Origin of the sequence: Erythrobacter sp. HL-111 (genome assembly GCF_900105095.1) — a bacterium.
Classification (GTDB): domain Bacteria; phylum Pseudomonadota; class Alphaproteobacteria; order Sphingomonadales; family Sphingomonadaceae; genus Erythrobacter.
In genome coordinates, this window is record NZ_LT629743.1 from 1 (window position 1) to 12,917 (window position 12,917).

General features: G+C 62.9%; 13 protein-coding genes and 1 pseudogene. 8 read left to right on the forward strand and 6 right to left on the reverse strand.

Features of this window, described 5'->3' with window-relative positions:
• The 4 genes and pseudogenes from BLU08_RS15000 to BLU08_RS15355 all read left to right on the forward strand — a co-directional run.
• Nucleotides 1-506 (forward strand): hypothetical protein (locus BLU08_RS15000; RefSeq protein ID WP_157674391.1); only part of this gene is annotated, 506 nt, incomplete at its 5' end.
• Complete coding sequence (locus BLU08_RS00010) at nt 503-1,846, forward strand: relaxase/mobilization nuclease domain-containing protein (RefSeq protein ID WP_090193762.1); 1,344 nt, start codon at nt 503-505, stop codon at nt 1,844-1,846. The genes BLU08_RS15000 and BLU08_RS00010, both read left to right, overlap by 4 nt.
• 182 nt (nt 1,847-2,028) lie before the next feature.
• Nucleotides 2,029-3,397 (forward strand): annotated as a pseudogene (locus BLU08_RS00015) (IS1380 family transposase).
• 245 nt (nt 3,398-3,642) lie between these two features.
• Complete coding sequence (locus BLU08_RS15355; RefSeq protein ID WP_197676879.1) at nt 3,643-3,906, forward strand: hypothetical protein; 264 nt, start codon at nt 3,643-3,645, stop codon at nt 3,904-3,906.
• Nucleotides 3,907-4,027: 121 nt separating this feature from the next.
• Here BLU08_RS15355 and BLU08_RS15360 read toward each other — a convergent pair whose 3' ends face one another.
• The gene (locus BLU08_RS15360; protein ID WP_197676880.1) at nt 4,028-4,273 is read right to left on the reverse strand and encodes a hypothetical protein; all 246 of its coding nucleotides are present in this window, start codon (nt 4,271-4,273) and stop codon (nt 4,028-4,030) included.
• A gap of 79 nt (nt 4,274-4,352) precedes the next feature.
• Nucleotides 4,353-4,778 (reverse strand): hypothetical protein, encoded by a 426-nt coding sequence (locus BLU08_RS15365; protein WP_197676881.1) that lies wholly within the window; start codon nt 4,776-4,778, stop codon nt 4,353-4,355.
• Between the two features lie 53 nt (nt 4,779-4,831).
• Here BLU08_RS15365 and BLU08_RS15370 point away from each other — a divergent pair, with 53 nt between their 5' ends.
• Both BLU08_RS15370 and BLU08_RS00025 read left to right on the forward strand, forming a co-directional pair.
• Nucleotides 4,832-5,224, forward strand: coding sequence for a hypothetical protein (locus BLU08_RS15370; protein WP_197676882.1), 393 nt, complete (start codon nt 4,832-4,834; stop codon nt 5,222-5,224).
• 129 nt (nt 5,225-5,353) lie between these two features.
• Entirely contained in the window at nt 5,354-6,091 is a 738-nt protein-coding gene (locus tag BLU08_RS00025) for a PaeR7I family type II restriction endonuclease (RefSeq protein ID WP_090193765.1), read from the forward strand.
• 214 nt (nt 6,092-6,305) lie between these two features.
• On the opposite strand, the gene BLU08_RS00030 is transcribed toward BLU08_RS00025, so the two are convergent.
• The 4 genes from BLU08_RS00030 to BLU08_RS00045 form a co-directional block, all read right to left on the reverse strand.
• Nucleotides 6,306-7,676: an IS1380 family transposase gene (locus BLU08_RS00030; protein ID WP_090193770.1), complete on the reverse strand. Its 1,371-nt coding sequence runs from the start codon at nt 7,674-7,676 to the stop codon at nt 6,306-6,308.
• A gap of 180 nt (nt 7,677-7,856) precedes the next feature.
• Complete coding sequence (locus tag BLU08_RS00035; RefSeq protein WP_090193773.1) at nt 7,857-9,188, reverse strand: type II toxin-antitoxin system HipA family toxin; 1,332 nt, start codon at nt 9,186-9,188, stop codon at nt 7,857-7,859.
• Complete coding sequence (locus BLU08_RS00040) at nt 9,188-9,433, reverse strand: helix-turn-helix domain-containing protein (protein ID WP_090193775.1); 246 nt, start codon at nt 9,431-9,433, stop codon at nt 9,188-9,190. Before BLU08_RS00040 ends, BLU08_RS00035 begins: the two co-directional genes overlap by 1 nt.
• Before the next feature lie 107 nt (nt 9,434-9,540).
• Complete coding sequence (locus tag BLU08_RS00045) at nt 9,541-10,044, reverse strand: antirestriction protein ArdA (protein ID WP_090193777.1); 504 nt, start codon at nt 10,042-10,044, stop codon at nt 9,541-9,543.
• Nucleotides 10,045-10,101: 57 nt separating this feature from the next.
• Between BLU08_RS00045 and BLU08_RS00050 the strand changes: the two genes are divergently transcribed.
• Together BLU08_RS00050 and BLU08_RS00055 are read left to right on the forward strand one after the other, a co-directional pair.
• A protein-coding gene (locus BLU08_RS00050; protein WP_090193779.1) for an IS3 family transposase occupies nt 10,102-11,345 on the forward strand; the annotation gives its coding sequence in 2 pieces (ribosomal slippage) (nt 10,102-10,440 and nt 10,443-11,345; 1,242 coding nt in all).
• Nucleotides 11,346-11,453: 108 nt separating this feature from the next.
• On the forward strand, nt 11,454-12,824 hold the full coding sequence (locus BLU08_RS00055; RefSeq protein ID WP_090193782.1) for an IS1380 family transposase: 1,371 nt from the start codon (nt 11,454-11,456) through the stop codon (nt 12,822-12,824).
• Nucleotides 12,825-12,917 lie beyond the last annotated feature (93 nt).

The window sequence follows — 12,917 nt, forward strand, 5'->3', positions numbered from 1 at the left end:
GGGGCGGGCAAGGCTCCGGCCCCAGCCAGGATAAATGGAACAAGCGGACGCAAAAGCGTCCCGCTCCCTTCTCGCTGCGTCTGAGCTTCGATGAGAAGCAAAAGCTGATCGAGGATGCCGGTCGGCAATCAATTTCCGCGTATATCAAATCACGGTTGTTCGATCCCGATGCGTCGGTCAAACAGGCGCGCGGGCTCAATCCGGTCAAAGACCAGAAAGCGCTGGCTCAACTCCTGGGCATGCTGGGCTCGTCCCGGATTGCCAAAAACCTGAACGAACTGGCCGAGGCTGCGCGCGTCGGCGCGCTGCCCCTCGGCGATGAGACTGAGCGGGCTATCAAGCGCGCCTGTGATGATGTCCGGATCATGCGGCGCTTCCTGCTCGCCGCCCTCGGCATAAGGGAAACCGATAAAGCCACACATGTCTGCGAAAGCTGCTCCTCGGCCTTTGGCCGGGCGGCGGGCGAGCACGGTGACCATGATCGAAATGGGGAGCCTTCCCCATGATCATCAAGGCATCGCAACGCGGCGGCGGGCGGGCGCTCGCCTCGCATCTGATGAATGAGCGCGATAACGAGCATGTCGAGCTGCACAAAGTTCGCGGCTTCGTCTCCGACGATCTGCATGGCGCGTTCCTGGAAGCCGAAGCGGCGGCCAAGGGCACGAAGTGCAAACAGCATTTCTTCTCGGTCAGTCTCTCCCCGCCCGAGACGGAAAATGTCCGGCCTGAAGTCTTCGAGCTGGCCGCGCGCCGGATCGAGAAGGAAATGGGCCTGGAGCGCCAGCCGATGGCGCTCGTCTTCCATGAAAAGGAAGGCCGCCGCCACGCCCATGCAGTGTGGAGCCGGATCGACACTGAGAACATGCGGGCGATCAATCTCCCGCATTTCAAGCGCAAGCTGAATGAGATTTCGCGGGGGCTGTTCCTCGAACATGGCTGGAATCTGCCTGATGGGTATAAGCGCGGCCAAGATGGAAGGAACCATCGTTCCCCGCTGAATTTCACTCTCGCCGAATGGCAACAAGCCCGGCGCGCCGGGAAAAGCGCTGCCGATATCAAGGCCACCTTCCAGGAATGCTGGAACGGCGCGAAAGACGTTACCGCCTTCAAGCGCCAGCTCGAAGAGCGCGGCTATTATCTGGCGCAAGGCGATCGCCGGGGCTTCGTAGCGGTCGATGTCCAGGGCGAAGTCTATGCGATCCCGCGCATGATCGGCCAGAAAACCAAGGCCGTAAAAGAGCGCCTGGGCGATCCGTCAACCCTGCCGTCGGTCGATGAGACCAAGGCGCGTGTCGCAGAGCTGATGGAAAAGGTCCTCAAGCGTCACATCACGACGCTCGATAAAGAAAGCGCACAGCGCCTGAACCCGATCCGCGCGAAAAGGCGCGCTATGCGCGCCGATCATAAGGCTGAGCGCGCGGGCGCTCGATCAGCGTCAGGCGGAACGCTGGGTGGTCGAATCCAAAGCCCGCCAGGCGCGCTTCTCCAAGGGCCTGAAAGGCGTGTGGGACTGCTGCGCGGCAAGCATAGCGCCGTGCGCAAGCGCAATGAGGCCGAAGTCGCCTTCAAGCGCGAGCGCGATGCGAAAGAGCGCCAGGACCTGATCACCCGGCAATTGGCCGAACGGCGCGCTCTGCAAGCCAATGTCCGAAACGAGCGGCAACGCCATGCGAGCGAGCTGGCGCTTCTCTATCGCGACCTCGCGAAAACGCGGGCGCTGTCCGACGCCCTCGAAAAACCCTCCGCGCGGACGCGGGCGGCCCTGGATCGCGCCAAGCCGGACCGCACGCGCAACCGCTCCACGCAATCCGGTGGCCGCTCCCGCGACCGCACCCTCGAACCTTAGAGATGAAGGACTGGTACTATGTTTGGTAGAAATGAGATCGCAGGCGATGTCCTGATGGCCCCGCGCGGGTTTAGCCCGGATTATTCACCGGCAGTGGTCTGACGGGTTGGCGGGAGTGGCGTAAGCATTTGCATTGTTGTAGGAATGTGGTTGCTTAAGCCAGACCTGCAACGGGGCAAAATATGCCACAGACCACACCCGCCGGATGCGATGATAGCGCGTCCGTATTTTCGTTTCCAGCAGTGCGCGGCAAGAAGGTCACAGCTGCGTTTGACGGCGGCAGGCTGACTCGGATGGCGGGGTCCTGGTGCTGGCTCAGGCCGAGCGCATGATGGGGCTCTGCCAGCGGCTTGCGGCGTGTATTGCCGATCCGCGCGATCCTGCTCGGGTGGTTCATCGGCTTGAAGATATCCTGCGCGCGCGGATGTTCGCGATCGCCTGCGGCTATGAGGATGCCGATGATCTCGACGCTCTGCGCGATGATCCGGGCTTCCGCCTTGCGCTGGGCAAGCTGCCGGGATCGGGTGCGGGGTTGGCCAGCCAACCGACGATGAGCCGCTGGGAGAATGCGCCGAGCACGCGCGAGCTGGCAAAGATGCTGGGGATCATGATCGACATCTACTGCGCCAGCTACCCCACTCCGCCGGCGGCGGTGACGCTGGATATCGATGACACCTGCGACGTCGTGCACGGCTATCAGCAACTCTCCTTCTGGAACGGACATCATGGGGAGCGCTGCTTCCTGCCGATCCATGTCTACGACACGGCAACGGGCCGGCCGGTGGCGATGCTGCTGCGCACGGGCAAGACGCCTTCTGGCAAGGAGGCGGCAGGGCATATCCGGCGTCTGGTGCGCCATCTTCGCCGCCACTGGCCTGATACCCACATCACCATCCGCGGTGACGGGCATTATGGACGGCCCGAGGTCATGGCCTTCTGCGAGGCGGCCCATGTCGATTACGTGTTCGGTCTGCCGACCAACGCCGCGCTGCGCGCTGATCCGGTTATCGTCACTGCCGCCGATGCCTGCGCGTCCGCCGCGCCGAGTGCCAACTCCCGGTCCTGCGCAGCTATGCCGAGACCCGCTACGGCGCGAAGAGCTGGAACCGCCAGCGCCGCGTCGTCGCCAGGATCGAGGCCAGCACGCTGGGCATGGATATCCGCTATGTCGTCACATCGCTAACCCAAGGCTCGGCCGAGCACATCTATGACACGCTCTACTGCGCGCGCGGGCAGGCCGAGAACCTGATCAAGCTGCACAAGACCCAGCTGGCCAGTGACCGCACCTCGTGCCGGTCGGCGAACGCCAACCAGATGCGCCTGATCCTGCACACCGCTGCCTACTGGCTGCTGTGGCGCGTTCAGCAGGCGATCCCAAAGACCACCGCTCTGGCAAAAGCCGAGTTTACGACCCTGCGCCTGCGGCTGCTCAAGGTTGCTGCCCGCGTCATGGAAAGCGCCACCCGCATCCGCGTAGCGTTCGCCTCTGCGTGCCCCGATGCCGATCTGATGCGTGCCATCGTTCTCGCGCTCAAGCCTGCGCCGACGTAGCGGGCGCGGCAGTGCCGCAGAAACCCCGAGCCAAGTCCTTCAACCAGAAAAAGCCCATCGATCACAGCGCGGTGAAACAGACGCCAGCGGCCGCACGCCCGCTCTACGCCGCCGCACGCAGCAGTGGCGTCAAGCTCGCACCGAGAGGCGCCCAACCGCATCGCCGTGAATAAGAGAGGGAACGGCTTGCACTATCCATGCTATCAAGGGCAACGAGTTCTTGAATTGTTCATGAGGAATCGACCGTGACAGCATCGCTTGCCTTGCAGCCTGCCTTCCCTGGCCTTTGTCCTGTGACAGAGGCCGTGGAGAAGCTGGCGACAGACGGCGGCATCGAAGAGCGCGGAGCGATCTTCACCAAGCGCGAAGTGGTCGAATTCATCCTCGATCTCACGGCTACACCGAGGCCGCGCCGCTTACGGCATACCGCCTGCTTTGAACCGTCCTTCGGTGATGGCGACTTCCTGCTTCCTGCCATCGACCGCCTGGTTGCCGCCCGCTGCGCGTGACGGCAAACTGACCTTCGAAGCCGCTTGCCCCCGCGATCCGCGCCGTCGAGTTGCACCGCCGCCACCTGTACGGCACTCGCGCCTTGCTTGCCAAGACGCTCCTACAGCGCGGGCTCAGTCGTCAGGATGCAGCGCCTTGTGCGATGTCTGGCTGATGCAGGGCGACTTCCTGCTGGCCGACCTGCCCACAGGCTTCACACATGTCGTCGGCAACCCGCCCTATGTTCGGCAGGAGAGCATTCCTGACTGCTGATGAGCGGAGTACAGGAAGCGCTTCAAGACGATCTATGATCGCGCCGACATCTATGTGCCCTTCATCGAGCGCTCCGCTGGCATTGCTGGCGAAGGGCGGCAAGCTTGGCTTCATCTGCCGCTGACCGCTGGATGAAGAACAAGTATGGCAAGAAGCTCCGCGAGCTGGTCAGCAAGCACTACGCGCTCACGACCTACGTGGACATGTACGGCGTTGATGCCTTCCATGCCGAGGTCAGCGCATACCCTGCCATCACCGTCATCGAAAAGGCGACGGGCGGCTCGACCCGCGTCTTCGCTCGCCCCGCCATCGACTCGAAGACTTTGAAGCGCTCGCAGCCGATCTCACCGCCGCCAAGCTTCCGAAAAAGACCAAGGTGCGCGAGATCGAGAATGTCACCGCAGGCGGCGAGCCGTGGGTGCTCGACTCCTTCGATGAGCTCGCCCTCGTGCGCCGCATCGAGGCGCGGTTTCCAGCCCTTGAAGATGCGGGCTGCAAAGTCCGGCATCGGCGTTGCCACGGGCCGCCGACAAGCCTTCATCGGCGACTTCGCAATCTTGATGTCGAGCCCTCGCGCAAGCTGCCGCTCGTGATGACGCGCGACATACTCGAAGGGCACGTTGCCTGGCGGGGAAGGGGATCGTCAATCCGTTCGGCGATGACGGGAAGCTCGTGGATCTCGAGGACTTCCCGAAGCTGCGCGCCTACCTTGAAGAGCGCAAGGAACAGATCGCAGACCGCCACGTCGCCGAAAAGAACCCGCGCGGCTGGTATCGCACCATTGACCGCATCTATCCTGAGCTGACCTACCGCGAGAAGCTGCTTATCCCCGACATCAAGGGTGATGCGTCCATCGTGTACGAAAAGGGCGAGCTCTACCCGCCACCACAATCTTTATTTCATCACCTCGGACGAGTGGGACGTGCACGCGCTTCAGGCCGTCATGCGGTCGGGCATCGCCCGCCTTTTCGTGGCGCTTTACTGTACCCGCATGCGGGGCGGGTATCTGCGCTTTCAGGCGCAGTACCTTCGCAAGATCAGGATTCCGAAGTGGTCGGACGTTAGCACCGACTTGCGCCAGCGTCTCGCAAACTACGCCGAGACGAACGACCGCCATGCTCTTAACGAAATTGTATCCGAGCTTTACGGGCTAAGCCCTGCCGAACTGAAACTGATTGAAAGGAATGCCGACGCATGAGTCTTGAACTTGCCAACTACGAAGCCCAGGCGCGCGAAGCCGTCAAACTGTTCTGGGGAAACCGTGAAGCTGCGCTGGCGCGGCAGATCGAGTCAGGAAACCAGGACGCAGGATCGCGCGGGGCTGTCACCGCTGGCAAGAACATGGATGGCTTCCTTGCCATCGCCCAAACGCTGGTCGAGGTCAACGGTCTGGCGCTCGCAGATATCTGCGTTCAGCAGCGCGTTCTGACTCTGCCAGGCTTTTTCAGGCCGACCAAGCTATGGGACATGCTCGTCATGTATCGGGGCGAGCTTGTCGCCGCCCTTGAATTCAAGTCGCAAGTCGGGCCGTCCTTCGGCAACAACTTCAACAACCGCTCCGAGGAAGCCATCGGCACGGCGCACGATCTCTGGACGGCCTACCGCGAAGGGGCGTTTGGCAAGGACGTTCCGCGCCCGTTCCTCGGGTGGGTCATGCTTGTCGAAGACTGCCCGAAGTCAAACACGCCCGTTGCGGACAAGCAGCCGCACTTCCCCGTTGATCCCGCCTTCAAGCGCGCATCCTACGCGCAGCGATACGACATTCTCTGCAAGCGTCTTGTCCAAGAAGGGCTCTATAACAGCGCGGCGTTTCTGGCTTCGCCGCGCGAGGCTTCAAAAGATGGCAGCTATCGGCACTTGAGCGAGCTGACGTCATTGAAGACGTTCGTGACAGACTTTGCAGGGCATATCGCGGCTGTGGCGGCAAGATAGGTGTCATTAATGCTTGATCGTATTCAGCTTCTAACCTCTCTTATTCACGGCGATGCGGTTGGGCGCCTCTCGGTGCGAGCTTGACGCCACTGCTGCGTGCGGCGGCGTAGAGCGGGCGTGCGGCACCGCTGGCGTCTGTTTCACCGCGCTGTGATCGATGGGCTTTTCTGGTTGAAGGACTTGGCTCGGGGTTTCTGCGGCACTGCCGCGCCCGCTACGTCGGCGCAGGCTTGAGCGCGAGAACGATGGCACGCATCAGATCGGCATCGGGGCACGCAGAGGCGAACGCTACGCGGATGCGGGTGGCGCTTTCCATGACGCGGGCAGCAACCTTGAGCAGCCGCAGGCGCAGGGTCGTAAACTCGGCTTTTGCCAGAGCGGTGGTCTTTGGGATCGCCTGCTGAACGCGCCACAGCAGCCAGTAGGCAGCGGTGTGCAGGATCAGGCGCATCTGGTTGGCGTTCGCCGACCGGCACGAGGTGCGGTCACTGGCCAGCTGGGTCTTGTGCAGCTTGATCAAGTTCTCGGCCTGCCCGCGCGCACAGTAGAGCGTGTCATAGATGTATTCAGCCGAGCCTTGGGTTAGCGATGTGACGACATAGCGGATATCCATGCCCAGCGTGCTGGCCTCGATCCTGGCGACGACGCGGCGCTGGCGGTTCCAGCTCTTCGCGCCGTAGCGGGTCTCGGCATAGCTGCGCAGGACCGGGAGTTGGCACTCGGCGCGGCGGACCGCGCAGGCATCGGCGGCAGTGACGATAACCGGATCAGCGCGCAGCGCGGCGTTGGTCGGCAGACCGAACACGTAATCGACATGGGCCGCCTCGCAGAAGGCCATGACCTCGGGCCGTCCATAATGCCCGTCACCGCGGATGGTGATGTGGGTATCAGGCCAGTGGCGGCGAAGATGGCGCACCAGACGCCGGATATGCCCTGCCGCCTCCTTGCCAGAAGGCGTCTTGCCCGTGCGCAGCAGCATCGCCACCGGCCGGCCCGTTGCCGTGTCGTAGACATGGATCGGCAGGAAGCAGCGCTCCCCATGATGTCCGTTCCAGAAGGAGAGTTGCTGATAGCCGTGCACGACGTCGCAGGTGTCATCGATATCCAGCGTCACCGCCGCCGGCGGAGTGGGGTAGCTGGCGCAGTAGATGTCGATCATGATCCCCAGCATCTTTGCCAGCTCGCGCGTGCTCGGCGCATTCTCCCAGCGGCTCATCGTCGGTTGGCTGGCCAACCCCGCACCCGATCCCGGCAGCTTGCCCAGCGCAAGGCGGAAGCCCGGATCATCGCGCAGAGCGTCGAGATCATCGGCATCCTCATAGCCGCAGGCGATCGCGAACATCCGCGCGCGCAGGATATCTTCAAGCCGATGAACCACCCGAGCAGGATCGCGCGGATCGGCAATACACGCCGCAAGCCGCTGGCAGAGCCCCATCATGCGCTCGGCCTGAGCCAGCACCAGCACCCCGCCATCCGAGGTCAGCCTGCCGCCGTCAAACGCAGCTGTGACCTTCTTGCCGCGCACTGCTGGAAACGAAAATACGGACGCGCTATCATCGCATCCGGCGGGTGTGGTCTGTGGCATATTTTGCCCCGTTGCAGGTCTGGCTTAAGCAACCACATTCCTACAACAATGCAAATGCTTACGCCACTCCCGCCAACCCGTCAGACCACTGCCGGTGAATAATCCGGGTTAAGGCTCCTTGGTATTACCGTCGATCTGTTCCCTTGTGACACCGACTCCATACAACGAGCATGGCTGATATCAGCCATTCAAATACGCTTCGATCTGCTGCGCTCTCGTGTTTGCGGCGGCCAGGATTGCCTCTGCCATAACGGCTGGCACGCGGGCGTCCAGTTGATCTGTCAAGGCTTCTGAGGCGCGTGGAAGCTCGCTCACGATCTCCCCCATCACCTCATGCAGCGCGTCGATCGGGAAGCCTGCAAGCTTCGCCGTCTGCTCAAAATGGCGCGGCGCAATTTCCGTCACCTTATACCGTCGCTTGTCGCCAATCGCCATCGCAAGCCGGAACGCGTTGCGGGGTATCTGGCGGCGGTCATGCTGCCACTGGGTGGACAGAATGTCGTAGAGCGGTGTCAGCTGGAAGCGCCCCTGCGGTTCCAGAGACAGGGAAAAATTCTTTGCGTGGCCGTCGGTCGCGCCGATCAGCCAGAAGACGATCTGCGCCTTCATGAACGCGCGTCGGTCGGCGTCCGGGTGATCGCTCGATTTCAGGAGGTCAAGGCAGTCTCCGATGCCGGGGCCGCCATGGCTCTCATACTTGCCGGTCGGCAGGATGCCGAGCGCCTGGCACATATCTTCCTGGGGGAGCCGCAGGAGACGGCCTTTGCTGTCGAGGCGGCGATCAAACCGCTCAATGCTGAGAACGAGAAGATCATCGTCAAGGTCCAGGATTTCGGTCGGGGCCACGTCCAGCCCAAGAGCACGGCAAAGCGCCATGCAGACATGCTCGTTCTGAACGCTGTCGGTGAGGTCCACCTCACCATCGGGAGTTTGGACCATCCCGATCTGGGGCTTCAGGATATGGGTGGTCGGGGTGGTGCCGATCGGAACCAGCCACGTGCCTTTGTGATAAAGAAGGGCGGTTTTGTCCTGCGCGCCCGCTAGGGAAATGCGGAACGCATCATCGCCGCCGCGCATGCCCAGCGGCGCGACGCTGAGCGAGCGAATGCGCTCGGCGATTGCCTCTGTGGTTATGGGCTCGCCTTCCGGCGGGCCGGGCGGTGCGGGCGGCATGTCTTCCGGGAGAAACTGAAGCGCGCCGACGCAATCGCGGCCAAGCGCGGCGAGCATCGAAAAAGCATCTGTCCCGTCTGCGCCCACTCTGGCCGCGATCCGTGCCCGGATGCGATCATCGTCGGGAAGCAAATTGTCGAAGACCGCCCTAACGGCGAGGCCGGTAAAGGGCCGGTCCACGAGCGGCATAGAGCGCGAGACCGGGATCGCATATTCCCAATCGAGCCAGTTCTGGGCGTAATCGAAGCGCGTCGCGCCATCGGCGGCGCGCGCAAGCCTGCCTACAACGCGCCCGTTCAGCGCGACGGTGAGCACGCCGGATTTGCGTTTCCGGCCCATCAGAACAATTCCTCAAAGCTTGGCGATATCTTGCCGTCGCGCGGGCTGAGCGCCACCTCAAGGCCAAGGGCGGCCATAATGTCGAAGATGACTTGAAGCTCGGAGCGCGGCTTGCCGCCCTCAACGGCTGAAATCGTCTGCTGGCGCAGTCCGGCTTTTTCGGCGAGCTGTGTCTGGGTCAGGCCCTGACGCTTTCGCTCCCGTTGAAGCGCTGCGCCGAGCTGTTGTGGATCGCGTATCGGCATGGTGTTCCTCCATCGTTGAATATACGCGATCGCGGATAAAAATTCAATATCCGCGTTCGATGATAAAATTACTTTATCCGCGAGCGCGAATGAGGGGCGTGTGCCCCTCACACGCCATCGGCGATGTAACTCCTGCCATCAATCTCGACCGGGGTGATATCACCGCCCAGCACCATGTCGCGGGCGAAGGCTTCGGTGTCGAAGTAATAGCGCAGGTTCTCGGGCATCTGGTCGAGCATGCCGGTGCTCTCGATCAGTTCCTCGGCGTACTGGATCGCGGTTCCCTCGAAGAGATGCAAATCGTCGATCCGATCGAGGGCGTCCTCGACGCTGTATCCGAAGTGCTCGATCAGGATGATGAGCTTCACGGCCTCGTCGTCATCCATGTCCTCGAAGCGCTCGAACCAGTCTTTCAGATTTGCCTGATTGACCCCGATCGCGTCGAAGAGCCGGTAGCTGTCGCCGTCGATGAACTGGATTTCGTATTCCTCGACCGGATCGCCGTACTCGTTGCGGTGCACAGCGGCGCGGGCCTGATATTCCTCATAGGTGTCGAAGTAAAAGCCGGTGGCGGAAATGTCATAGGGTGTCGCGTGGTAGCGGTTGCTCATTGAAGCGGCCCCCAAAATGACCGGACAGGACCTCACACTTATGTAAGAGTGAGGCATATGACCGACAGTAATCCCAGGAACTATGTGCATGCGGAGGTTCTCGGAGGGGTTCAGCGCCGTAGGCGCTGGACCCCGGAAGAGAAGCTCCGCATGGTCGAAGAGACCTTCCTGCCCGGCAACAGCGTGTCGCTTGTGGCGCGCATGCACGGGGTCGCGCCGAACCAGCTTTTTGGCTGGCGCCGGCAGGCGGCAAGCGGCGCCCTGTCCGCCACCCGCGCTGGCGGCGAGGTGGTTCCGGCGAGCGAGTATCGCGCGCTGGAGAACCAGGTGCGCGAGCTGCAGCGCATGCTCGGTAAGAAGACCATGGAGAACGAGATCCTGCGCGAGGCGATCTCGCGCGTGGCCGGACCCAAAAAAACAGCGTTGCGCACGCTCTCGTTGCCGGAGGGCGACCTGTGAGCGCGGTTGCGAGAGCGCTTGGCGTCTCCCGGCAGCATCTCTCGTCAGCCAGACGCAAGGCTCCTGCACGCCGCCGCGGCCGGCCTCCACTGCCTGAGGAGGAGCTCGTCGCGCGTATCCAGGCCCTGATCGCCGAACTGCCGACCTATGGCTACCGCCGGATCCATGCGCTCCTGCGGCGGCAGGCGCGCAATGGCGGGCCATCTGCGCCCAATGCCAAGCGGGTCTACCGAGTGATGAAGGTGCATGGCCTGCTGCTCCAGCGCCATAGCGGAAAGGGTGACGAGCGCCGCCACGATGGGCGGGTCGCGGTCGATACCCGCAACACCCGCTGGTGCTCCGACGGCTTCGAGATCGGCTGCGATAACGGCGAGAAGGTGCGGGTCGCCTTCTCGCTCGACTGCTGCGATCGCGAGGCGATGGGCTTTGTTGCCACCACCGCAGGCATATCCGCCGAGGACGTGCGCGATCTCATGACCGCCACCGTCGAGCACCGCTTCGGCCGCGTGAACAGGCTCCCTACTACCATCGAATGGCTGACCGATAACGGCAGTTGCTACACCGCCAGGGAGACCCGTCGCTTCGCCCGCGAGATCAACCTCAGGCCGCGCACGACACCCATCGAAAGCCCGCAGTCCAACGGCATGGCCGAAGCGTTCGTGCGCACCATGAAGCGCGACTACGTCCGCGTCGCCGAAAAGCCCAACGCCAGAGCCGTGATCAACCAGCTGCCCAGCTGGTTCCACCACTACAACACCGTCCACCCGCATCGCGCACTTGGCTACCTCGCCCCGCGAGAATACATCACCCAATCAACCAGTGAGGAACTGTCCGGGAATTAACCCGGATTATTCACCGGCAGTGGTCTGACGGGTTGGCGGGAGTGGCGTAAGCATTTGCATTGTTGTAGGAATGTGGTTGCTTAAGCCAGACCTGCAACGGGGCAAAATATGCCACAGACCACACCCGCCGGATGCGATGATAGCGCGTCCGTATTTTCGTTTCCAGCAGTGCGCGGCAAGAAGGTCACAGCTGCGTTTGACGGCGGCAGGCTGACCTCGGATGGCGGGGTCCTGGTGCTGGCTCAGGCCGAGCGCATGATGGGGCTCTGCCAGCGGCTTGCGGCGTGTATTGCCGATCCGCGCGATCCTGCTCGGGTGGTTCATCGGCTTGAAGATATCCTGCGCGCGCGGATGTTCGCGATCGCCTGCGGCTATGAGGATGCCGATGATCTCGACGCTCTGCGCGATGATCCGGGCTTCCGCCTTGCGCTGGGCAAGCTGCCGGGATCGGGTGCGGGGTTGGCCAGCCAACCGACGATGAGCCGCTGGGAGAATGCGCCGAGCACGCGCGAGCTGGCAAAGATGCTGGGGATCATGATCGACATCTACTGCGCCAGCTACCCCACTCCGCCGGCGGCGGTGACGCTGGATATCGATGACACCTGCGACGTCGTGCACGGCTATCAGCAACTCTCCTTCTGGAACGGACATCATGGGGAGCGCTGCTTCCTGCCGATCCATGTCTACGACACGGCAACGGGCCGGCCGGTGGCGATGCTGCTGCGCACGGGCAAGACGCCTTCTGGCAAGGAGGCGGCAGGGCATATCCGGCGTCTGGTGCGCCATCTTCGCCGCCACTGGCCTGATACCCACATCACCATCCGCGGTGACGGGCATTATGGACGGCCCGAGGTCATGGCCTTCTGCGAGGCGGCCCATGTCGATTACGTGTTCGGTCTGCCGACCAACGCCGCGCTGCGCGCTGATCCGGTTATCGTCACTGCCGCCGATGCCTGCGCGGTCCGCCGCGCCGAGTGCCAACTCCCGGTCCTGCGCAGCTATGCCGAGACCCGCTACGGCGCGAAGAGCTGGAACCGCCAGCGCCGCGTCGTCGCCAGGATCGAGGCCAGCACGCTGGGAATGGATATCCGCTACGTCGTCACATCGCTCACCGAAAGCTCGGCCGAGCACATCTATGACACGCTCTACTGCGCGCGCGGGCAGGCCGAGAACCTGATCAAGCTGCACAAGACCCAGCTGGCCAGTGACCGCACCTCGTGCCGGTCGGCGAACGCCAACCAGATGCGCCTGATCCTGCACACCGCTGCCTACTGGCTGCTGTGGCGCGTTCAGCAGGCGATCCCAAAGACCACCGCTCTGGCAAAAGCCGAGTTTACGACCCTGCGCCTGCGGCTGCTCAAGGTTGCTGCCCGCGTCATGGAAAGCGCCACCCGAATCCGCGTAGCGTTCGCCTCTGCGTGCCCCGATGCCGATCTGATGCGTGCCATCGTTCTCGCGCTCAAGCCTGCGCCGACGTAGCGGGCGCGGCAGTGCCGCAGAAACCCCGAGCCAAGTCCTTCAACCAGAAAAGCCCATCGATCACAGCGCGGTGAAACAGACGCCAGCGGTGCC